This is a genomic window from Nostoc sp. LEGE 06077 (genome assembly GCF_015207705.1).
Classification (GTDB): domain Bacteria; phylum Cyanobacteriota; class Cyanobacteriia; order Cyanobacteriales; family Nostocaceae; genus Nostoc_B.
In genome coordinates this window covers 69694-94239 of the sequence record NZ_JADEWI010000009.1, presented here as the reverse complement: position 1 = coordinate 94239, position 24546 = coordinate 69694, and the positions used below count along the sequence as shown (strand labels likewise).

At 38.2% G+C, this 24546-nt stretch carries 16 protein-coding genes and 1 tRNA gene; 5 read left to right on the top strand and 12 right to left on the bottom strand.

Features of this window, described 5'->3' with window-relative positions:
* Window positions 1-5679 carry an ATP-binding sensor histidine kinase gene (locus IQ244_RS08975; protein WP_193892331.1) on the bottom strand — a complete coding sequence of 1893 codons (5679 nt, stop codon included), beginning with the start codon at window positions 5677-5679 and terminating at the stop codon, window positions 1-3.
* 467 nt (window positions 5680-6146) lie between these two features.
* Complete coding sequence (locus IQ244_RS08970) at window positions 6147-6539, bottom strand: MAPEG family protein (protein ID WP_193892328.1); 393 nt, start codon at window positions 6537-6539, stop codon at window positions 6147-6149.
* 192 nt (window positions 6540-6731) lie between these two features.
* Here IQ244_RS08970 and IQ244_RS08965 point away from each other — a divergent pair, with 192 nt between their 5' ends.
* Window positions 6732-7133 carry a nuclease A inhibitor family protein gene (locus IQ244_RS08965; RefSeq protein WP_193892325.1) on the top strand — a complete coding sequence of 134 codons (402 nt, stop codon included), beginning with the start codon at window positions 6732-6734 and terminating at the stop codon, window positions 7131-7133.
* Between the two features lie 134 nt (window positions 7134-7267).
* Here the strand turns inward: IQ244_RS08965 and IQ244_RS08960 are convergent, their stop codons facing one another.
* Complete coding sequence (locus IQ244_RS08960; RefSeq protein ID WP_193892322.1) at window positions 7268-8128, bottom strand: DNA/RNA non-specific endonuclease; 861 nt, start codon at window positions 8126-8128, stop codon at window positions 7268-7270.
* Window positions 8129-8993: 865 nt separating this feature from the next.
* On the opposite strand from IQ244_RS08960, the gene IQ244_RS08955 reads away from it, so the two are divergent.
* Window positions 8994-10163, top strand: coding sequence for a site-specific integrase (locus IQ244_RS08955; protein WP_193892319.1), 1170 nt, complete (start codon window positions 8994-8996; stop codon window positions 10161-10163).
* 1028 nt (window positions 10164-11191) lie between these two features.
* Here IQ244_RS08955 and IQ244_RS08950 read toward each other — a convergent pair.
* The 4 genes from IQ244_RS08950 to IQ244_RS08935 form a co-directional block, all read right to left on the bottom strand.
* The gene (locus IQ244_RS08950) at window positions 11192-11905 is read right to left on the bottom strand and encodes a hypothetical protein (RefSeq protein WP_193892316.1); all 714 of its coding nucleotides are present in this window, start codon (window positions 11903-11905) and stop codon (window positions 11192-11194) included.
* 20 nt (window positions 11906-11925) lie between these two features.
* Window positions 11926-12237: a hypothetical protein gene (locus tag IQ244_RS08945; RefSeq protein WP_193892313.1), complete on the bottom strand. Its 312-nt coding sequence runs from the start codon at window positions 12235-12237 to the stop codon at window positions 11926-11928.
* A gap of 732 nt (window positions 12238-12969) precedes the next feature.
* Window positions 12970-13042: transfer RNA gene (locus IQ244_RS08940), tRNA-Phe, on the bottom strand.
* Window positions 13043-13121: 79 nt separating this feature from the next.
* The gene (locus IQ244_RS08935; protein ID WP_416209765.1) at window positions 13122-13982 is read right to left on the bottom strand and encodes a metal ABC transporter permease; all 861 of its coding nucleotides are present in this window, start codon (window positions 13980-13982) and stop codon (window positions 13122-13124) included.
* A gap of 262 nt (window positions 13983-14244) precedes the next feature.
* Here IQ244_RS08935 and IQ244_RS08930 point away from each other — a divergent pair, with 262 nt between their 5' ends.
* Window positions 14245-15576, top strand: a complete 1332-nt coding sequence (locus IQ244_RS08930; RefSeq protein ID WP_193892310.1) for a GTPase family protein — start codon at window positions 14245-14247, stop codon at window positions 15574-15576.
* On the opposite strand, the gene IQ244_RS08925 is transcribed toward IQ244_RS08930, so the two are convergent.
* Window positions 15573-16586, bottom strand: a complete 1014-nt coding sequence (locus tag IQ244_RS08925; RefSeq protein WP_193892299.1) for a S66 peptidase family protein — start codon at window positions 16584-16586, stop codon at window positions 15573-15575. The genes IQ244_RS08930 and IQ244_RS08925 overlap by 4 nt on opposite strands.
* A gap of 82 nt (window positions 16587-16668) precedes the next feature.
* Complete coding sequence (locus IQ244_RS08920; RefSeq protein WP_193892298.1) at window positions 16669-17055, bottom strand: nuclear transport factor 2 family protein; 387 nt, start codon at window positions 17053-17055, stop codon at window positions 16669-16671.
* A 175-nt stretch (window positions 17056-17230) separates the two neighbouring features.
* On the opposite strand from IQ244_RS08920, the gene IQ244_RS08915 reads away from it, so the two are divergent.
* Entirely contained in the window at window positions 17231-19459 is a 2229-nt protein-coding gene (locus IQ244_RS08915) for a CHASE2 domain-containing protein (protein WP_193892297.1), read from the top strand.
* Window positions 19460-19632: 173 nt separating this feature from the next.
* A complete protein-coding gene (locus tag IQ244_RS08910; protein ID WP_193892295.1) occupies window positions 19633-20670 on the top strand; it encodes a VOC family protein in 1038 nt (345 codons plus the stop codon).
* On the opposite strand, the gene IQ244_RS08905 is transcribed toward IQ244_RS08910, so the two are convergent.
* From IQ244_RS08905 to IQ244_RS08895, 3 genes are all read right to left on the bottom strand, one after another.
* Window positions 20663-21424 carry a class I SAM-dependent methyltransferase gene (locus IQ244_RS08905; protein WP_193892292.1) on the bottom strand — a complete coding sequence of 254 codons (762 nt, stop codon included), beginning with the start codon at window positions 21422-21424 and terminating at the stop codon, window positions 20663-20665. The two genes, IQ244_RS08910 and IQ244_RS08905, sit on opposite strands and share 8 nt — an antisense overlap.
* Window positions 21425-21560: 136 nt before the next feature.
* Window positions 21561-23549, bottom strand: coding sequence for an ATP-binding protein (locus IQ244_RS08900; protein WP_193892289.1), 1989 nt, complete (start codon window positions 23547-23549; stop codon window positions 21561-21563).
* A gap of 16 nt (window positions 23550-23565) precedes the next feature.
* Entirely contained in the window at window positions 23566-24435 is an 870-nt protein-coding gene (locus IQ244_RS08895) for a substrate-binding domain-containing protein (protein WP_193892287.1), read from the bottom strand.
* Between the last annotated feature and the right edge of the window lie 111 nt (window positions 24436-24546).

The following is a 24546-nucleotide window of genomic DNA, read 5'->3' as shown; positions in this document are numbered from 1 at the left end:
TCACTGCTGGATCGGTATTTCAATCACAAACTCAGTTCCTTTACCGACATTAGAATCACAGGTTAACTGACCCTTGTGTTTATCTACCACCACCTGATAACTAATAGATAATCCCAACCCCGTACCGCTACCTACTGGTTTAGTAGTAAAAAATGGGTCAAAGATTTTCTTCTTGACTGCTTCTGTCATCCCAGAACCGTTATCAGCAATGCTAATCCGCAAGGTATTCAAGTCTATGAGGCTAGTACAAATGCGAATTTGTGGTCTAGTCAACAGTTCATTTTGACTATTAACCATTACCTCATCTAAAGCATCAATCGCATTGCTCAGAATATTCATAAATACCTGATTAAGTTGACCAGCATAACAACTTACTTTGGGTATTTCTGCATATTCTTTGATAACTTCTATCTCAGGGGAATCGTTCTTTTCCTTCAGTCGGTGCTGCAAAATCATCAAGGTGTTATCAATACCTTCATGAATATCAACAGCCTTCATTTCCGACTCATCCAAGCGGGAGAAGTTTCTTAAACCTAAAACTATATTGCGAATTCGGGAACTACCAACTTTCATCGAATCAAGAATCTTCGGTAAATCTTCAGCTAAGAAGTCTACATCAATTTCTGCTGCTTTTGCTTGCACTAAATCTGAACTATTAGAATATTCATGTTGATAAATAACCAGTAATTTTAGTAAATCTTGGACATATTCACTAGCATGAGTAATATTGCCATGAATAAAGTTAATTGGGTTATTAATTTCATGAGCAATTCCCGCCACCATTTGACCCAAAGAAGACATTTTTTCGCTTTGAATTAATTGGGTTTGTGTGCGTTGTAATTCTTGCAGAGCTTGTTGCAAATGTTGATTCTTATTGTGTAGTTCATGTGTTCTCGCTTCTACTTTTTCTTCTAAGCTATGGCTGTATTCTTCCAAATTTTGATTTGCTTGCGCTAAATCTTGATAGAGTATGGCATTCTCTAGAGAAATTGCTGCTTGGGTGGTAAGGAGTTTCAGTACTTCAACGCGATCACGCGTAAATGCTCCTGTAGTGAGATTATTTTCCAGGTAAAGAATCCCTAATAATTTACCTTGGTTGATAATGGGGATACATAAAAGGCTCTTAGGCTGATTATGAATAATGTAGCGATCGCCCGTTAAAAAATCAACAGTCTTAGCATCATCAACCACAAAAACTTCTCTAGTCCGGTTAACATATTTGATCAACGGAATCGGAACATCTTTGCTAGATTCCACAGAAATTGAGGGGAACTGTGTAGAGATAGATGCAAAATTGGCACTAGCACTGATAGCTGTTACCTTTAACTCTAAGTTATCATTCTCACTCAAAATTAAAGCAGATTTAGAAGCTCCAGCATTTTCCATCACAACTTGTAGTAACTTAGATAGCAGTTGCTCCATCTCAATTTCTCCAGAGAGAGCTTGAGAAGCTTTGATCACAGAGGCTAAATCTAGTGATTCAGAAATACTTGTTTTAGAACCGATGAGTGTTTGGTAACTACTTTGATGTGATAGAGATTGATGTGTAGAAATAGTGATTTTGTCGGCTAATTGTAAGCTAAGTTTTTCTTGCTGTAGTATTGGCATGAGTAATTGGGGATAACGTTTTGCCAAATCATCTACTTTTGCCTTCGCTCCCCAGCGAACATAGCAATAATAAGCATCAGTGAGATAGGTTTGGGCAATTTTCTCTTTGCCCCATGCAAGATAGAATTTAGCTGCCAGTTCATTAGCCAGAGCTTCTTCATTAATGTACTCGTTTTCTTTAGCTAGGGAAATGGCGCGATCGTAAGATTCTATTGCTTCTAGATATTGACCTATAACGCGATATTTCTCAGCCTCTACTAAATAAAATTTGTGTAGATAATTCATCGGCGCATGATGCGCCCATCTCTGTATCTTTTCTTGGTTAGCCGTTATTTTTTCGATAATAGACTTCTGTTCAACATCTAATGCATCAGTATACGTTGCCAATCTAACTAATGAATCATAAAAATAGAAAATGGGAATAACTATTTGTCCTGTTCCACCTGCTAAATAGTTACTAGCCAAAATACTATTTTCCAATGCTTGGGGGTAATCATGGAATAGATAAAACAGATGTAGTTTGCCTAAAAATAAGGCTAATAAACTGCCTCCATCATTACTTTGCTTGTGAATCGAAAACATTTTTTCTTCATTGTAGGCTTCCCCAACTAAGTAACAGGGATTTTCAACAAAACCTAGTAAGTTAAGAACTATCTGCCTATATATTGCACTCCAGTAAAATATTGTTTCTTGATTCATTTGAATAATGGCATAATTATAAGTTGCCATCTCCCGTTCCAATCCAGTTATTTCTCGTCCAGTAAAATATGAAGAGCAGCAATAATTATAAAGAGAGTAGGCTGCAAATTCTAAATCTCCAGTTTCTAGCCCGATAGAGTAACTATCGAGTAATGGTGATAACATTTCTTTAGTATGTTCCTGCCAATGTCGTATAACTGAATTGAACGCATTCATAATCTTAGTTTTGATTTCTTTTGCATTGAATTTATCCAATAAAATCAAAGCTAAATTACCGAATTGATAACCAGATTCTATATCTTCTACTACACAACAAAGAATCACTCCGTAATTAATATAAGCAAAGGAAGATAGGGAAGCATTACCATATTGAATTGATAACTTAATTTGCTTAAATACAAACAAAGGGAAAAGCGCAGGAATGCTTTGATAGGCAGGAGCAATTGTACTAGAAATGATACGCATTATGGCAAGTGGTTGGGCTGCCGTCATTGCGGGTAGGTTAATTAAATCTTCAATGCATTTCCCACTTAAATCTGATTTGATTTCTGCCATTGCTATCTGAAAATCAGACTGGTTAGGATTTTCAGGAAATTCTACTCCTAATAATCTCAAAAATGGTAGTGCAATATTAATGGCTTCTAGTGCTTTATTTTGTGCGCCGTAAGCTAGAATTTTGACTTCATAAACTTTTACTTTTTCTAGTAATGTTTTAGCTTGTGCTAATACAATATCTACTAATCGCTCCATCTGCTCAAATTCACCAGCTAGGTATGTCGCTTCTGCTGCTGTTTCATACACAGCTAAAGTGAGTTCATATTGTGTTTCCCAACTATCAGAGGAGAGGAGTTCGATTCCTGTTGTTAAATACTTGATTGCTGCTGCATAAGCTGTTGATCCTAAAGCTTTGCGTCCAGCGATAAAATTCATTTGGGCTATTTCATCACGCTTCGCCTGATCAGTAATAAGTTCTAATGCAATATTAAATTGATTGACAATTTGAAAAATCTTCTCTTCCCGTTCTGCGTCTGGGATATTGTAGAACAGCAATAGTCCAATTTTTAAATGAATTTCCTGCCTTTGGGTTTCGGAAATTAAAGAATAAGCAGCTTGCTGTACTCTGTCATGGATAAATTTGTATTTAGGAATAGGAAAACTATTGTTGAAAGATTCTCCAGAATTTGAACTTGGAACAATTGCTGCTGAATTAGGATCATTTTGAAACAACTTATAAATATCAGTCTGAGGTAAAATTATCCCCTCATGTAAGGCTATCCATAAGTCAGAGGCTGTATCCACTAAAGATTTTTCATGGACGATCGCCAGAGTTTTTAAGTCAAATTCATGCCCTACACAAGCAGCCATTTTTAATATATTTTGCGTAGACATTGGCAACTTCTCTATTTGCCGTGCCATAAAATCTACAACATCATCTGTCAGCACTAATGACTGTATTGCTGCAAAATCATACTGCCAGTAGCCTACATCAAAGTTAAATTTAATTAGTCCATCTTGATGTAAAGACTTCAAAAATTGAGTTGCAAAGAAGGGATTACCTTTAGTTTTAGCAAATACCATTTGCCCCAGAGGAATAGCCTTCTCTTGATGACAACCAAGGGTATCAACAATTAAAGTATTTAGATTAACTTGATTTAGAGGTGCTAGGGTAATCTGATTAATACTTGTCCCTGATTTTTCAATTTGCTGTAATGTTAAATAAAGTGGATGGGCTGGGTAAACTTCGTTGTCACGATATGCACCAATTAGTAAAAAATTTCCTTCAGTCTGAGGAACTTTTTGTGGTTCATCAGCTTCCCAAGTCTCCCCATCAAATATAGGCTGCCATTGGTTAGGTGGGAGTTCAGAAGAAACTAAAGTAGAATTTTGATTGTTTGCATTAGTTTGACTCATCAATAGTTGAATCAATTTCAAAGAAGCTGAGTCTGCCCATTGCAAGTCATCCAAAAAAATTACTAAAGGATGCTCTTTAGTGCTAAATACCTGGATAAATCTCTGAAATAATAAATTAAATCGATTTTGAGCAGCATTTCCAGAAAGTTCAGTAATTTCTGGCTGTTGACCAATAATCTGCTCCAATCCAGGAATTACATCGATAATTACCTGTGCTTGTTCACCTAATGCCGAGAAAATTTTGTCTTTCCATTGTTGAATTTGAGTATCAGTTTCTACTAAGATTTGTCCCATCAAGTCTTGAAAAGCTTGTACTAATGCTGATAAGGGAATATCACGTTGGAATTGGTCAAATTTACCTTTGATGAAATAACTGCGCTGCCTGGCAATTGGTTTATGTACTTCATTCACTACAGCGGTTTTACCAATCCCAGAAAACCCAGCGACTAGGATCATTTCTGTTGTACCTCTGGCGACTCGCTCAAAGGCTGCAAGTAAGGTAGCAACTTCTTTTTCACGACCATAGAGTTTTTCTGGAATGAGAAAACGGTCGGAAACATCTTTAGTTGCTAACTCAAAGATGGCAATATTATCATTTTTTTGCCATTGCTGATAGCAAACTTCTAAGTCATGCTTAAGTCCGTAGGCACTTTGATAGCGGTCTTCGGCATTTTTGGCTATTAACTTGCTAACGATTGCCGATAAAATTGGTGGATGATGAGGATTAATTTGGTATGTGTTAGGTGGTTGTTTAGCAATGTGAGCATGAACTAACTCCATTGGTTCAGTGTTTGTGAAGGGTAACTGTCCAGTCAGGAGTTCAAAAAAGGTGATACCTAGAGAATAGAAATCACTACGGTAATCAATACCACGGTTCATTCTGCCTGTTTGTTCCGGCGATATGTAAGCTAGTGTTCCTTCTAAGATGTTAGGATTTGTGATGTATTGAATTTCTCTGGGAAGGAGAGTAGCAATACTGAAATCAATAATTTTGATTTCTAAAGTACTTGGGTTAATCAGGATATTCGCAGGTTTGATATCTTTATGAATAATGCGACTACGATGTAGTTCTTCTAAGGTAGATGCGATCGCTATAGCAATAGGGAAAAATTCTGGTAGTGTCATCCCAGATTCTTGTGTAGCTTTATTCTGCCGTCCCCAGTCTTTGAGGGATATCCCGCCAAAGTCCTCCATGATTAAGGCATAACCATTGCGATAATTTTCTAAACACAGAGGTTGGACTATTCCGGGTAAATTGAGGTTTTTGGTAATTGTATACTGATTACGGAATTGGGCAATTTCACTGAAGGTTGGATACTCATTTCGTATCAGTTTAATTACTACTGGTTTTTGCTCTTGTTCTTTAATCCCTCGATAAACTAGGGTCTTGCTGCCACAATAGATTTGTTCTACAATTCGATACCCAGGTAAAGAGAACACTTTATCCGATAATACTAACATTACAGTAATATTCGCAATAATTTAACTGCGCTTAGTATTCCCTTTAATTTACCTCATTGAACATCCAAATATGTTTTTCACAAATCTACTGATGTTCTCAGATTTAAACAATTCTCAGGTTTTATATAACTATAGTAAGAGGATGTTTGTAAAGTACTAAGTTGTATTAAGCTCTCCCTGAATCACTCTGGCTCAGAGGGACTGTGATTAATCTATTGACCTTAAAAAATCCAGGGCTGTAAGGCTAGAATAGTGTAGGGGTTTAAGGAAAGAAAAAGTGTTTCTTCTATTTATTGTGGGCGTGTCATCTTGCATCAGCTAGATTATAGCAATTAAAGTCAGTTGGGTAATGCGGAAAAGTCGGTTAAAACCTGATTTGTACCTTGTGGATATTGCCCACTCTACAGTTGTTATTTAGAATGCTGAATATCAGTACATAGAGCGTTAATTTGACGTTTTACAGTGGGTTATGATTTCACCAAAGTGAGAATGATGCCAATCAGTGAACCTAAAAGTAGTACCGTCCCACTAATAGTAGTGATACCAAAGCCAATCATGCGCTTTTCTGCGGCCTGATAGTACCCCCAAGCGTAGACAATTCGACCTACCAGCCAAATAGCACCGATAATCGCTCCCCACAATGGGTTTACATATAAGGAGAATAGCCATAAACCTGGTAAGAATACAATAGTTTGTTCTAAGGTATTCTGCTGAACACGCAATACCCGTTCAAAGTTGGGATCTCCTGTCATTTGGGGAGGTATGACTTTATATTTTGCTCTAGCTCGACCAACATTAATTGTGATCACCGAGTAAAGTAGTAGTGTTAAAGCAGTAATAAGACTAGTCCAGGGTGACATATCCAAATCCTCGTTTATCAACAGAGTATAATTCTTTATTGTCATTTAAGAATGATTACTGTCAACAACAGTATATTTACATAAAAATTGAGCGATCGCTCCAGTTCTGAGAATATTGTTAGAATTTTAGAAAAATTTCCGAAATATGTTGTAGATTTTAAGGCTTACATTTATTGTAACAACCTCAATTCTATGACTAATAACGTTACGCAAAAGCTCAAGCAAACTTCTCATAGTTTGCTCATGATGAGTGAGTCAGAATATCCTTTTGAAGTTGTTTCTTGGATTGGAGAAACTCAAGATACTTTAACAAACCAGAAACTTCTCCAATTAACAGGTCATCCTTTAGAAACCCCCATTGAAATAGTGGACTTAGATGATTTTTTTCGTAACTCTGCTGAAGAAAAAGAATGGCATGATGAAATTCAAAAGCAAGATGTGCAAAAATTTCAATCTCTAGTCCAAACACTCAAGGATAATCTGACAAATATCAAAGTTTATCGTTTAGGAAGGATAGATATTGATGTCTATATTATTGGTCAAACAACTTCTGGTGATTTAGCAGGAATTTCTACAAAAGTTATCGAAACCTAAGGCTATCTATAAATCATTAGTCTGTCTGTATTTGTAGATTTAATTGATACCAAGTTGCCAAAGTTAGTTTTGTTGATAATTAAACGTCAATAATGCAAACTAAGACAACTTGGTATTGATTGAGTTAACTTTCTTTATAAATTGTCAACTCTAGCCTCAATTACATTTTGAACAGAGGTAGGAACGTTAGAAAGAAAGTTGTAGGTAGTTCCTGTTGCACTGGTAAGTCTGGATTCTAGAGTATCAACACTAATTCTATAACTTCTCCAATCTGCGTTTCTCACACCTTGTGTATTGGGTATGTCTACCGCAATCACTCTTGTACTATTAGTTACACTACTAGCTCCAGAATTTGGTTTATTTAAAATCACAATTACCTTGTAAGTTCTGGCTGGGACAGTAATTCTACCACTATCAATTGTGTTTGTTAACCCATTAGATCCTGTACCACCAGTGCCATAAGAACCCGCAATAATATAGAGTTCTGTAGTCGGAGTTACTAAACTTCTAGTATAGTTTTCCAAACTCGCCCATACACCCTGATTATTATCAGGGGATTGAGGAATGATATTTGTCATTAAGAAGGTAGCAGAATTATTGGCAATTGTGTTAGTTCTATCGGCGGAAGGAGCCATGTGTCCCCTGTCAAAGCCACTACCTGTGTAACTATTAGTAGTAACTCGATAGCAGCCAGAAGGTAATGTAGTGTCTGCACGAAAATCATCTTGGCGAGGCGCACTTCCTAACCATGATGAGTTTAACTGCCAACTTACCCAATTTGGTGTTCCGCGGAAACAGTTATGTGAGGTGGCGTACTGAAATTTGCTCAATAATAAATTACTGAAACTACTACCAGCGTTAGTGGGATTTCCCAATGCTAAATGATTTACATTGCTTTGTGCAGTAATTGGCTTTTGCACAGCATTAAACAAGGTGAAAATTGCTGCTGGTAAAGCAATAGGTAGAATAACTTTGAAAAATTTAGACTTTTGCATTTGTCGTTATTTGTTTAAACAGGCTAAAGTTTTCTCTGTATTGATTACAGAAAATAAGTAAAACTTAGCGATTGAAATATAAATCCGGTTTAATAAGAGGAGGTAAAAAAAATGTAAACCGGACATTAATCTTTAGTAATGATTAGTGCTAAATATTAGTACAATCTCTGAATAGTGATTTCCGCATAAGTAAGTTAAACAACAATAATTAACTGTAAATAAACGCAGCTAGAAGCTGATGAAAATATACTTTATACGTAGAAAAATACTAGAGCTTGTAGTTCATCAGTTGGGTGAAATGGAGAGAAATCCAAATTGATAGCAGCAGGGAGAAAAAAGTACTAATTTGACACACTCTCTGTGCTAGAAAGACGGAAATTGTATGAATTAACGAATAGTAGGAAAGGTTAAAACCGTTACGACTATCCTCACAAATGGAGTGATTTCAGACTATTTAATTACTACGAAGAAATAAAAATACTAATTCCCAACCTGAGCCTCAGATAAAATCGTAAATTTATAAAGGTGTAATCCTCTGCTCTATCGCTTTTACACCTGATTTACACCCGGTTGTTGTCTAAAGATATCCAAAAATGCCCAAAATTTCTTTGAAATTTAGAACATTTGTTCTTGATTAATCAGAACTTATTAAGCAAAAACCCCGTGAGACTCTAGAATCTCACGGGGTTTGAGTTTATGCCAGGAACGAGACTTGAACTCGTGACACGAGGATTTTCAGTCCTATCTCAATAATGCTTAAAACACTTATATTGCAAGGATTCTTCATGAAAAAGGTAAAAGCTGTTAACCTTTTATGCCAGATTTATGCCAGAATTACTTAGGTAAGTAAGTAAAGGTAACTGACATGAGAGAAATTAGTCTCAGAAATAATAATGGTTCTATACTCCTCAGATTTACGTACGCTGGAGAGAGATATAGTTTTAACCCTGTTCCCGGTGGTAGTTACAGTGACAAGTTAGCTCTAGCTAAAGCTGAGGAGATAGCTAATAAAGTCTACCAAGACTGCATTACTGGCTACTTTGACCCAACACTCACGAAGTATAAGCCTAGTGCTATGAAGAGTAGGAGTAAAGAGAGTGCGTTGCAAGACTACGAAGAAGCAAAGGAGATAATTGCAGCAAGAGAGTCAGTTAATGCAGTGAACTTATTGAAACTGTTCGAGGATTACACGCAGTTCAAATCTAAGACGCTGAAATCTAACAGCATGATTGACTATGACCGTATCAGAAACAAGCTTATAAAATGCCCTCACAAATTAGTAAGAGACGCTGGGCTGATTATGAAATGGTTGGTAGATGACCATAAAGGAACCTCTACCAGCAGTATTGAGAAGCAATTTAAACTAATTAATGCTTGCTGTAAATGGGGAGTAGCATCTAGTAAATTACAATCAAATCCTTTTGAGAAATTAAAGACTTTAATACCTACTACTAAAAACTCAGGTACTAAAGAAGATGTCAACCCGTTTAGTGATGAAGAGAGAAAGTGTATTATTGAAGCTTTCAAAAATAGTAAAGATTATTGTTACTATGCACATTTAGTGGAGTTTTTATTTACCACTGGTTGCCGACCAGAGGAAGCGTTAGCACTGCAATGGAAACACATTAAGGGGAGCAAGATTACATTCTGCCAGAAGTTAACAGCAAGTGGTGAGATAGAACGTGGTACTAAAACACAAGATAAACGTTCTATTACCATAGATGACCATTTAAAGACTGTTATAGATGCGATTAAACCTGAGAATTGTCCTATTGATAACTTTGTATTTCCTGCTAAAAAAGGTGGCTTTATTGACTGGCATAACTTTGCCAATAGAGCATGGAAAAAGGTGCTAGAGAGTTTGCCAGATATCGAGTATAGGAATCCTTACCAGATGAGACATACTGCCATCACTATGATGATAAGGAGTGGACACGACGCTGTTCTAGTGGCTAAGTGGGTAGGAAATTCACCCAACATGATTGCCAAGAAATATCTAGGCAATGTAGATGATATCAAAATGCCTGGCATCTAAAAGGAGTAGATGATTTCATTGCTACTCACTGCACAATGAAAAAAACGAACTCTCTCACCATGACAACGAACCCATTTAGTAATCGTTTATTCAATGTAGATTATAAATCTCTTGCTTCCTGGGCAAGAACACTTCTCTCATTGCTCGATAACAGTACACAGACACGGAACCCTTAACACTTCCAAGTGTACGCGACTAGCTTGAACCCTCACAGGTTATAGTGTTGAGCGTAAATGAGTTTAGTTACCTAGTTGCATCAAATAACTCACGCTTCTCTCACTCAATAGAATCTATAGATTCCGGCTTTAGTGATGTAAGGGTCTTTTGACTATCCTATCAGGGTTTCAGGAACCACCTAGAACACCTATAAAAAGCTTTGTATCCTGTGCATAAGCAACACGCGGAAATAACATCTGTAAGATACAAGTAACTCAATACCTATTTACGTTGTTGTTTACGGCTTACAAGGATATGAAATGATACTAAAGAAGGGGGATATATACCCTTGTAAAACCTATGCAATAAAATATGGCATTTTCTATGGTACAAATAATGCCATAGATTATGCCATAACTTTTTTATAGGTATCCTACGCTATTGATGCCAACGATAGGATAAGGGTTTCAGCTACTTCGTTGTTGTAATTACATTAAAGGTCATCTGGGTAACTCAGATTTATGAATCCGTTTACCTGTTCCATTGATATCCCTCGAATTGCGTCTTTTGCTAGTGTTTCTGCAACGACACGCGACCACTTCTTCTCTTCTATAGCACTTATAACTTTTCTGTTACCTACTTTAATTGAGATTAAGTCACGGTCGTAACCTAACGACCTAATCCAACACTTCACATCTCCAAGGCAAAATATGAATGTAATAGGTCTGGAGAGCGGTACGATGTTATGTTTCATTGTTAGACTTGTGTTGTTGAAGTGAATATACTTGAACGTCTTATCTTTGTTCTCCCCTTAGTAGCCGCAAACTACCGAGGGGATTAACATTATTGGTGATGTCTTTTCATTGATTTACTTACGAGGTTTTCTCTTCTTTGTTAAAATCCTTCAATGCTCTACTAATGCGCTCTTCAACACTCCCCTTACGATAACGTGAGAAGTGATATTTTACCCTTGCTACTTTCTTAAGTGTGTTGACATTCTGTATATGATTTAGTCCAACATTTTTATCACCGCACACTTCCTCTATCTGCCTTAATTGACTAGCAGTCATTCCACAAGTCTCCATTGACAGTTTGTTGTGTGTTCTAGCTGGCGGGAATCCATAAGCACGACAGGTATAAGTAAAAGCATTGTGCTGTTCTAAGAGATATTGTCTAGTCTGTTGCCATTGAGTAAGTCGGTCAGATGTTTGTTGCTCATACTGCTGTTCTGTCTTATTAACACCGAAAGCGTTATCACAACGACGTTCTAAAGCTTCTTGCATACACGCGTTTACTAATGCGAATGCTTTAGTATTTCCCTTCGCAACTTGCTCTAACCAGAAGTCTGAGACAACTTTAGTCGGGACTACGTTAATAGGTTTATTGGAGCCTTCCACGGATAAAGTGTAAAATTCAGAGTCATTCCCTGGTAAGGCTTTTGATTGCTTTGACTCCAAAAAACGTAAAATATAAACGCTTTGCAAGTCAATAGCTTCGGTTACTTGCGTTTGGCTCATAACGTACTCACCGGATGGCAACTGAAACACTTCTACTTCAATCCCTGCAATTTCGATTGTTGCTCTCACTGCTTTAGTAGTCATTGTTGTTATCCTTTGTTGTTGTCTTGTTTACTGTCTACATAGATATCCTTGGGATTGAAGCCCAAGTTATCTAACATCGTTCTTAGAGTATTGGTAAGCTTCCGTGCTTGTTCATAACGTGGTGAAGTACTTTTTTCATTGCATATCTTTTCCCACTTATTCACCTCATCCACTAGTTCGTTGAGTAGTCGGTAGGTGTTATCTAGGTTGTTAGCTACAACAGGTGGTATCCACTTCTGTTTTAATTCACCTGCAAACCTCTTCTTACTACCAGCTCCAGGGGAGCGTATACCGCTTTTGGGTACACCTTTTGGCATAAAACGTTATTCTCCTTACTCGCAGTTTCCACAAGCCTTATACAACCCTATGGACGTATTAGTGTCTTCAATCCCTTGCTGTACTTGCTCTATATCATTCATATAACATGAATAAGAGAACGTCAATTATTTCTATCACAGAATTAAAAAGACTGTGTGTAATGGTTGCTTATATTTAATACTGACTAACTCAGTGAATAAGATGTGGTGGCTCTTAATGCTTTTACCGTACGACCGTATACTGCCTGTAGTGAAAACAAGTAAGTATTTGTACTCTCAGTATATGTTCTAATAGTGCTTTGAACTACAGGCTAGATAGGGATATTAGGGTGAGATATACCCCTACAGAATCTATGCAATAAAACAATTGCATTATTTATGCCATAAATAATTGCATCACTTTATTCCATTATTTCTATATACCTATATCTTCATTAGTGGAACACTCGCTTGAATCATTTCCATCGACTCAAGTATCAGATAGCTATAAGAGTCAATCTGACATAACTGGCATAAAATCCCTGACAATTACACCAATAGGAACAGAACAACACTAAGTCACTCTCAACCACCACAGCCACCAATTTAGCAGGGTGAGAGACAGTAGAAGCCTTTGTGTTGCGTACTTGCAATAACCAGTGAGCAGTAAGCGTCTACTTTTAGCCCCCCGGTTTATGCCAGTTTTATGTCAGTTTATGCCTTATGCCAGAGACTGTATTAGGCTGTAATGTATGCCAGGAACGAGACTTGAACTCGTGACACGAGGATTTTCAGTCCTCTGCTCTACCAACTGAGCTATCCCGGCGCTGGCTTTATTTTTGCGCCACGATTTATAAATTTAGCAAACAAAAAAGGATTCTGCAAGGGGTAAGCAAAAAAATAAATTAGGCTGTTTTCCAACTCAACTTGATCACCATAAACACAGCTACGAATAGCAAAAACTGAACAAGCACAATACTAGGGCCAGAAGCGAGGTTGAAAACACCTGATACCAGAATGCCAGCAATGCTGCTAGTTGAGCCGACTATTACAGACATCAACAGAAAACGGCTAAACTGCTGACTCATCAGCTTGGCTGTAGCAGCGGGAATCACCAAAAAGGCGTTAACTAGTAAAACTCCCACGGCTTTAATTGCCACAGCAACGGCTAGAGAGAGAAGTATGACAAAGGCATAGCGATATAATTCCACGGGAATGCCTTGGACTTTGGCGACATCAGGATTTAGGGTGAGTAGAATTTGCTGGCGCAGAGTCGATAATAAAAATATAGTGCTGCCGACAAGTACCAGTAGTGTTAAAGCTAAATCTGTGGTATCAATAGCGAGAATATCGCCAAAAAGCACAGCCATTAAGTTACCGCGATATCCCTGAATCAAGCTAGAAAGAATTACACCGATCGCTAATGCACCAGACAGGACTATACTGAGTACGCTATCGCTGCCTAAATCTGTTTTGTCTACAAAATAAAGAACGATAACACCAAAAACTAAGGTAAAGGGTAACAGCATCCAAGTGGGATTTAACTGTAGCAGCACACCCAAGGCTACACCAACCAAAGCTGCATGACCGACGGCATGGCTAAAAAAGGATAATTGACGTAAAGTCACAAAGCAGCCAAGTAAGCCCCCAAGTATCCCCATTAACACAGCCCCAATCAGCGCCCGTTGCATGAAGGGGAATTGTAGTAAACTCACCAAATCTTGACTACTAGCAATGGCTAACTCGGCAATTTGGTAATTCATCATAGATATTTATGCGTGTGAATACTGAAAAACTTGTATATTGCCTAGCTGTTGAATTTATCAACAATCAGATAGGACGTTTAAACAGGATACAGCATTTGCTCATATTCCCAGAGACTCTATCCGCAGGAATATGAAACTTTGTTGATTGGTAGATTAGGTGCAAGTGATAGGTTAGGTGACTGTTGAATCATCTAAAATGACAAGTAAGCATCTTAAGCGATCGCCTAAATAAAGTTGCAATCTATCTGCTGTTTTGATCACTATGACTGAGCAACCTAATACCGATTTGCCATCAGCAGATTCCCAGCCCAGCAATGAACCGCCTGAAGATACAACAACTCAGTCGGCTAATAATGCTTGGCAAAATCGCCTTGCAGGTGTCTGGAAAAAAGCCACAACTAGCTTGATACAGTTTCTACCTGTGGAACAGGTATCGCAGACTGTGGTTGAATGGTATAGTGTCAGCGAAGCTCAGGTAGTAGAGATTTTAGAAGCTGTCCGTGCTGAACTGCCAACTACCGAAGCTTTGTTAATTGGTAAACCCCAAGCTGGTAAAAGTTCGATTGTACGCGGACTGACGGGAGTTTCCACAGAGATTATTGGTCAAGGATTTCGCCCCCATACGCAACACACGGAACGCTACGCCTATCCTTCAAATGATTTACCGTTGCTGATTTTTACTGATACGGTGGGACTGGGAGATGTTAACCAAGAAACTCAGGTAATTATTCAAGAGTTGCTTGGTGATTTGCAAAAATCTAGTCGTGGTGCAAGGGTGTTAATTCTCACCGTCAAGATTAATGATTTTGCAACTGACACCTTACGACAAATCGCCCACAAACTACGTCAGCAATATGCAGATATTCCTTGTCTACTGGCGGTGACTTGCTTACATGAGGTATATCCTCCGGATGCAGCAGATCATCCGGCTTATCCGCCAGAATATGCGGAAGTTCAACGCGCCTTTGCGGAAATCCAGCAAGCTTTTAGTGGATTATACGATCGCGCTGTGTTAATTGACTTCACCTTAGAAGAAGATGGTTACATTCCTGTATTTTACGGCTTAGAAGAGTTTCGAGATAGATTAGCAGACTTGTTACCAGAAGCGGAAGCCAGGGCAATTAATCAGTTATTAGCCCAGGGAGTGGGTAAAGAAATTGGTAATATCTACCGAGATGCAGGACGGCGGTATATGTTGACCTTTTCTGTGATGGCTGCAACCTTGGCGGCGATACCTTTACCCTTTGCAACTATGCCTGTATTAACAGCATTGCAAGTATCGATGGTGGGAATGTTAGGTAAATTATACGGGCAAACCGTCACACCATCCCAAGCAGGTGGGATTGTAAGTGCGATCGCTGGCGGATTTTTAGCCCAAGCAGTCGGACGAGAATTAGTGAAATTTATCCCTGGTTTTGGCAGTGCGATCGCCGCTTCTTGGGCGGCGGCTTATACTTGGTCTTTAGGGGAAGCTGCTTGTGTGTATTTTGGTGATGTTATGGGTGGAAAAAAACCTGATCCGCAAAAAATTCAATCTGTGATGCAAGCAGAGTTTCAAGCAGCGAAAGAACGGTTTAAGGGAATTAAACGTTAAGAAACAGCCGATTCCAGCATTCTAATTGTTCCTGCATCAGCATCTATTTCGACATTCAAACCAATGGGTAAAGTAAATTTATCTTTGATATGCCCAATCATTGAACCATACCAAGCCGGAATTTTTAAGGGAATTAGATGGTCGCGTAATACTTGAGTTAATTTAAAAGCTGGTTCATCGCCAAGGCTACAATCAGTACATCTGCCAAAGATAAAACCCGATATTTGATTGAGAATTCCAGCGTTTTTTAGCTGAGTTAACATTCTGTCTATGCGGTAAACATCTTCTCTGACATCTTCCACAAATAAAATACTTTTGTACCAAGCAGGTAAATAAGGTGAACCCACCATTGCGGCTAAAACTGATAAGTTACCACCGATGAGTTTACCTGTGGCTTTTCCCGATGCAATAGTCTCAAATTGGACATCTTCTGTTTGGAGATTTTGCATCGTTACTGCTTCGCCATTAAATAAGATGCGCTTGGCGTAATCTGTTGTAAAGTCATTCCAGGTAGATGTGGCATTTGCCCCATGAAAAGTAATGACTCGACTACGGGCATAAATCGCTAGTACCAAAGCCGTAATATCGCTGAATCCCATGATAATTTTAGGATGAGCGCGAATTTGGGCGTAATTCAATAAAGGTAAAATGCGGTTGCAACCCCAACCACCACGCATAGTCAAAATAGCTTTGACGGAATTATCTGCAAACATCATGTTTACATCCTGTGCGCGGTTAGCATCTGTCCCAGCTAAATAACCGTACCTGTCTAAAAGATGGTCTCCTAGTTTAATTTTCAATCCTAATTGAGTGAGCGATCGCTTGGCGTTGGCTAAATCTTCAGCATCAATGATACCAGCCGGCGAAACTAGTCCTACTGTGTCTCCTGGTTGTAGTCTGGGTGGTTTGAGGATGGTACTTGGCGACAATTTACCTTGAACTTGGACTAACGGTATCTGCGTTGCTAAGGTTGTCAAACCACAGGTTGTAATAAATTTGCGTCGTTTCAAAATTGCGGTTAGGGAGTAGAGAGTATGAAAGAAACTTGATTATACTGGGTTCTTCATTTCAGACTTCATTTCCTACTTTTTCTTAACCGCGCAATTGCGCTACCAAGAGATTAGGGTTCCAATAAGCGCGGGTTGTTTGAATTTTTCCGTCTTTGTTAATCTCAAAAATTGTGATTCCCTCAAAGGTGACTGATTTACCTGTCTTACTAACTCCTTCCATTGTCCACTTGACGGCTGCTTCAGTACCAGCTACAAAAATATGTTCAGTTGTCGCGGCTAATTTTGTAAATACAGCTTGCAATTGCCCGATAAACTGGTGATAATCTTCCCGAATTTTGACTGGAGGTTCACCAACCGGGTCATGACTCACCGCATCCTCAGCAAAATTCTCTATCCAGCCTTCTGGATTCATCGCAGTAATGTTGGTAAAGTAGGCAGCAATAACAGTTTCAATGGCGGTGCTTGGCATGACTGAGTTTTTTTAATGGAGGAACAACCGGATATAGATTATACAACCTATTATTTGCTGAACTCTAGCGATGGATTAAACAGCAACATTCAGCCAAGTAAGTTGCTAAATTAAATAAAGCAAAGAATAAAGTATAAAGTTTATCCTTCTGCCTCCTGCCTTCTACAGCAACTCTGTGATTAGTGGAATATTACAATACCTGCGAACTGCGTTAACCCAAAATCAAGATTATCGTGACACCTTGACCAAGATTCACTGGTGGCGGATGGTTGTGGTTACTAGTGTGGGTGTCACAACTTTGGTGTGGGGAATGCGAGAACTGAAATGGTTGCAACCTTGGGAGTTAAAAGCTTATGACCAGATGTTGCGATCGCGTCCTTCAGAACCGCCCGATCCTCGGCTTTTACTGGTTAAAATTACAGAAGAGGATTTGGCGCAAGTCAAATGGCCGTTATCTGATGCCACAATCAATCAATTATTAACAAAACTTGAGTCTGCTCAACCCCGTATAATTGGTCTAAATCTCTACCGCCAAAATCAAACCAATCTGGCGGATGGTATTACTAATAAAAATAATATCATTACTACTTGTTTATTAAGCAGCAAAGATAGATCAGAAATTCCCCCGCCACCGAATTTTTCTGTAGATAATATTAGCTATAACGATTTAATTCCTGATAATCAAGAAGACCAGATTGTGCGGCGGAGTCTGTTATTTGCCGAGCCTACTAATAGTCACAAATGTGCAACCCAATTTTCTTTTGCTGGTTTAATTGCTATTAGTTATTTAGAAAAACAAGGGATAAATGTAGATTTTACCGAAACACATAGTTTTCATCTTGGTAAAATCACTTTTCCTACTCTTATACCTAATTCTGGTAGCTATATCGGTTTAGATGCCGCAGGATATCAAATATTATTAAATTATCGTCATCCTCATCGCCTTGCACAAGAAGTTACCCTCACCCAAGTCCTAAACAATCAAGTTAATCCTAACTGGATCAAAGACAAATTAGTAATTATTGGTACTACAGCTGCTAGTGTTCACCCTGGTGTGTATACTCCCTACAGTGCTTCCCCAGAACATCCAGCCAGAACAGCAACTGTATTTATTCATGCCCAGATAGCCAGCCAAATTCTCAGTAAAGTTTTAGATGGTAGACCGTTGATTTGGTATTGGCCTGATTGGCTGGAAGTAATATGGGTGTTGGGTTGGTCTTTACTGGGGAGCATTTTAGGCTGGCGATTGCGACATCCTTTGATGCTGCTAATTGTGGGATGTCTCACTCTCGCTGCTTTAGTCGGAATTTGTGCTGGTTTATTTCTATTGGCTGGCTGGATACCGCTAATTCCTCCAGCGATCGCATTTTTGTTTAGTAGTGTGGGGATGCTGGTTTATACAACCTACCACACACAACAGCAAACAAAATTAATTATTCAGCAAGTTGAACAACAACAAGAAGCGATCGCCCAATTAAATATTCTCTTAAAAGAAACTACCTCAGCAACAGAAGCTACAAAAATTTATGACCAACATATCCACTCTGCATCAATCATTATCCAACCAGAAAAAAGAACCGGGGATTTACTTTTAGGTGGACGCTACCACATATCTAGAGTGCTTGGCGCTGGGGGATTTGGGCGCACTTATTTAGCACAAGATACTCAGCGCCCTGGTAATCCGACTTGTGTTGTGAAACAATTAATGCCAGCCCGTCGGGATGCAAAATTTTTGGAAGTAGCTCGCCGATTATTTAATACTGAAGCCGAAATTTTAGAAGCCCTGGGAAAACACCCCCAAATCCCGGCGTTGCTGGCTTATTTTGAAGACCAGCAAGAATTCTATTTAGTAGAAGAGTATATTCCTGGACATACTTTACACGAAGAATTAGCACCTGTACAAGGGGCAAGAAATGAAATTTTTGTGATTGAAATGCTCAAAGGTGTATTAGAAGTTTTAGCCTTTGTTCATGATCATCGAGTAATTCACCGAGACATTAAACCCCATAATATTATTAGAAGCAATCAAAATCAGCGGTTAGTGTTAATTGATTTTGGTGCAGTTAAATTAATGCACCCACCCAGTAGTGAAAAAACCGAATTAGCCACAGTTGCTATTGGGACAAGGGGCTATGCGCCACCAGAACAATTTGCCGGACACCCGCGCCTATCTAGCGATATTTATGCTTTGGGGATGATGGGAATTCAAGCAATTACTGGTATCTTACCCCAAGAATTACAACCAGACCCCGAAACAGGCAATATTATGTGGCAACACATAGTGCAAGTAAGTCCAGAACTGGGCATGATTTTAGATAAAATGGTGCGTTATCATTTTAGCGATCGCTATCAATCAGCCGCCGCCGTTCTCCAAGACTTAAATCAAATTAGCGACAAGAAATAAAAGCAAACAGATAAACTCTCTGTAACTCTCTGCGCCTTTGCGTGACGGACACTTTGCTCAAGTCGGGAAACCCGCCTACGCAAGTGTCCTCCTCTGCGTGATGCAAAAAAATCTTGTTGTCCCACCTTATTTTTGAATTAATATTATTTGGTTATATCTAAATTAAATTCAGTATGACTCTGGGACAAAAAACTAAAATTGCAGGTATCTATGAAGTATGTATTGGTGTCCCAGACCCAATTTTTGCCATACAATATTGGGAACAATTTGGTTATCGAATTGGGCAAGTTGGTCAATTACCTGCGGCTACAGCGCATCAATTATATGGAGTAAATTCTGGGGTGCGTTCCATTCGCCTATATCATCAAAATGCCGATCATGGGTTGATTAGGTTGATGGTTTGGCAAAATCCCACTAATCAAGGTTTGGGTTTAGCATCAATGAAAACTAAGGGAAATCGTTGGGCGACTACCCTAACTTCTGATATTTTAACTATTCTCAATCATGCCGAAGAAGCCAAAACGGCGGGTTTTACAATTCGATACAGCATTCCTTACTGGGAAGTTATTTATAACAAAGAACGCAAAAGCCGTCCTTTTATCGATCCAAGCGTAGGGGTGAGAGAAATGTTACTATTGCAACCTTTAGCGCGACAAGTTTTATTTCAACGTTTTGGTTACACAATACCCGATTATGGACATATCAACGAAGCATCTGTATTCAAAGCGAGTCAATTTACCCATATTGGGATTGTCGTTCAAGATGACAGCAAAACTAGCCTGAAATTTTATGAGGACATTTTAGGTTTGTTGCGCGTGCGAGATGATGTGGAAACTAGCTATGAATCTTCACCCGCAGGACGAGATTTATTTGATCTCAAACCAGGGGAAAAATTTATCGTGACGACTTTTGATGATCCGCGTTCCTCCCAGACTGATATGATGGCGGCGCGGAGTGGTAGACTTTATGTAATTCGCTTCCCAGAAGCAATGAATTTAGAATCGCGGTTTGAAGCCGCACAACCAGGGAGTTTAGGGATGTCACTCTATACTTATCGGGTGCAGGGAATCGAAGAATATTGCGATCGCATCAAGTCCAGTCAAGTGCTAAACTTTACTAACATCATCGAAAACGAATTCCGAGAAAAAAGTTTCTCCTTCACTGCACCAGATGGCTACTTTTGGAACTTGGTAGAGACAGGTTTTAACTAGCAAGTTGTTTCTCAAACACCATCAAATGCTGCTGGGGTAATAAGTTTTTCGTCTCGCGCCAAACTAAACCAACAGCCTGCATTTCTTTTCTTACCTGTTGTTGTGTCATTTTGTGCAGACGTTTAATCATAATTAAGGGATTCTCCCCCCGATACTCTACCAGTACTACCCTACCTCCCGGTTTTAATGCTTTGGCAATTCCTTGCATCACTTCGTAAGGATATGCAAATTCATGGTAAGCATCCACCATTAAAGCCAAGTCAACACTTGCATTAGGCAGATTAGGATTATCAATAGTTGCTAAAATTTGCTCAACATTAGTAATTTTTTTCTCTTGTTTAGAAGCTTGAATAATCTCTAGCATTTCTGGCTGAATATCTACAGCCAAGACTTTTCCTTGAGGTAATAAAGGTGCAATCAAAAAACTTAAATAACCTGTACCCGCACCAATATCTGCAACGACATCATTTGGTTTTAAATCCAACGCCCTGACTATCTTACTTGGCTGTTCTTCTAACTCACGGCTAGGACGTTCCAGCCAACCTGCACCTGTGTGTCCCATCACTTTGGCAATTTCTCGCCCCATATAATATTTACCAATACCATCGGGACTATGATTAACTCTTTGTTCGTAAATTGTCGTAGTGGAAATATTTGTACTTTCTGGTTTATTTGCAGTCAAAAACCAAAAAGTCGCACTTATCAGAATAATGCCGATAATCGGTAAAAAACTAAACTTACGGATTTGATTCATTGGTAACTAGTATTTGCTCACTAAAAAAATACTAGTACAATAAGGAGTGAATAAAGCACTTATTGTAAATATCTCAATTTAGCCTTAACTGAATTGCAGTACTTTATTTCATACTTCATACTTTTGCCTTTTCGTACTAGCGAATTGGAATTGTAATTACAAATTCTGTACCCTTTTCTAGTACAGAAATACATTGTAATGACCCACGATGCTTTTCCGTAACTATCTGGTAACTAATTGATAAGCCTAAACCAGTTCCCTTACCAACTGGTTTAGTAGTAAAAAATGGATCAAATAACCGACCTTGTAATTCTTGGGGAATTCCTGTTCCGTTATCAGCAATATGAATACTGATATTTTCATTTTCCCATTCAGAAGAAATGCGAATTATCGGCTGTGGACAGAGCTTTTTTTCCCAAGCTTCATCTAAAGCATCAACTGCATTTGCCAAGATATTCATAAATACTTGATTTAATTGTCCCGCAAAACATTTAATATGCGGCATTTCACAATATTCTTTAATTATTTGAATTTCTGGACGATAAGTTTGGGCTTTGAGGCGGTGTTTCAAAATTAATAAAGTACTATCTATGCCATCATGCACATTAGCAGTTTTAAATTCAGCTTCATCTAAATGTGAAAAAATTCTCAAAGACAGGACAATTTGATGAATGCGTTCCGCACCTATCCTCATGGAAGTTAGGATTTTAGGCAAGTCTTGGATAATATATTCAATATCAACTTCTTCCATGATATCTTGAATATTAGGTACTGGATCAGGGTAATGTTTTTGATAAAGTTGAATCAGTTGGAGTATATCTTTCACATAATTTTCGGCATATTCAACATTACCGTAGATAAAGGTAACAGGATTGTTAATTTCATGGGCAACACCAGCAACTAACTGTCCTAAAGAAGACATTTTCTCAGTCTGAATAAGTTGAGACTGAGTTTTTTGAAGCTCGTTAAGAGTATGTTTTAAGGCAATATTTTTTTGTTCAACCTCTTTAGTTCTTTCTCTAACTTTCTGTTCTAAATTTTGGTTGTATCCCTCTAGTTCTGCTTTTGCCTGATACTGTTCTATTAAAAGTTGTTTTACCTGATAAATTAATTGATTTAAAGAAATAGCTAAAATCCCAACTTCATCTTGAGTGGTTACTGGCGCTTGTAAATCAAAATTAGCATCTTCTGTAACTTGTTTAGCAATCTGCGTCACAGCTTGTAAAGGACGGGTGATTTTTTTGCCAATTAAATTCCCTATAAATGAAACAATAGTTCCTCCTAATAAAAACAATAATTCTAAACTTAGCCAAAGTGAATATTGAGTTGTTTCTAATTGCAATGTTGGATAAAGAACAGTTGTAATTAAAGATTCACTCGCGCCTTTAAATACTACACTTTTAGCAAAATATCCTTGTTGGTTAATCAATACTTTTAATGTAGATACCTCTGGAGGAGGAGGCTGCCATTTGATTTGTTTAATTTTTGGTATTGTAGATGTAATGATTGTGTCTTCTTTTGTCAGAGTTACCTCTTTAGAAGAGCCAATAGCAATTTTTTCTAAAAACGCCTCATCCACTAAGTTACCAATAATAATTCCTCCGACAAGTTTTGTCGAAGATTTAATTGGGTAAATCACTACTTGCAAGACTTGTTTACTAGTTACTACATCAACAAAATCAGTCAAGCCAACTCCACTACTGGCAAGGTTAGTAATAGCTTGATCAATAAACTTAGAATTAATTAATCTTGCTTGTTTTGTCTCTAGTAAAGTGTTTCCTTGGGTATCAACTACTTTTATCCAATCCAAATCTAAAGTAGTTCTGATAGGTAGTAAATCCTGGAGAAGTCTTTGTTTATCCTGCTGTTCAATTGCTAAGAGAATTGTCTCGCGGCCGGCGATTAAATTAACTTGTGTTTCCAAATCGTCTTGTTCATGCTGAAAGTCCTTGTAGACTCTTTCCGCAAAGTTCGCAACTTCTTGGCGGATCTTCTGCTCAAGGCTATTAGTAAACCAGTGTCCAATAATCAATAAGCACAATATAAAGATACTCAAAAATACAGCTAGAGATGAGAATACTATCTTCTGGCTGAGATTGAGGCGTAAGCGAAATTTTCTTCGCATGGCGATTATAGTAAGTTTAATTGCTAGGAATAAATCCTTTATCTTGTAGTAGTTTATTACCTTCTGAACTAAAGATAAAATCAATTAATTTTTGAGTGTTAGTTGTAGGTGCTTTCTGCCAAATAATTCCTAGATGACGCACCATTTGGTATTTACCATTAGTGAAGTTCTCTGTGTTTGGCGTAATACCATTCAGGTTGAGGCGATTGACTGGTAGTTGATTAATTATAGAATAAGCTAAAGAAAAAGCCCCAATTGAATAAGGAGTGCTTTGTAAAGTATCAATTAGCTCTCCTTCTTTATTTAAAATAACAGCTTTGGTTGTGGTTTTATCTTGACCCAAATAATATTTTCGCAGCAATTTTTTGGCAGATTCATCTTCAGGTCTATCCAAGACCACAATTTTAGCATTTGGCCCGCCTAATTCTTGCCAGTTAGTAATTTTTCCAGCGTAGATTGACTTTAACTGTGCAGTTGTTAAATTAGTTACGCCTTTCACACTGTCATGAGTAAAAACGACAAGTAAATCTTGTGCTAATTCCCGATATTGAATTTTACCGTTATCTTCTTCTGGCTTGAGCTTGTGACTGCTACCTGCAATATCGACAATACCATTTTTCAACGCAGCTATCGCCCCTTCTGATTGACTGTGCGAGACAAACTCGAATGTGGCAGTTTTATTATTGGTTTGAAAAGCTTCTGTTAGTACTTTTAAAAGTGTTATGGATGAACTAGAAACAGCAAGTTTGATGGGGGGCTGGGTTTTTACATCATTTTGACTGGTAGTTTGGCTGGTATTTGTCGTGGTAGTTGAATTGATAGCGTTACAACTACAGAGTCCTAGCACGACTAATCCTAAGATGATGCGAACAGTAATAATTTTCATTGTGAGTCAGCTGATACCCTTTTTAGAATAATTCTTAATTTAGAGTACCCAGATATTTAGGCAAAGTAACAGTCTACAAACATGAAATTATGGTGTAAATAATTGTTTATT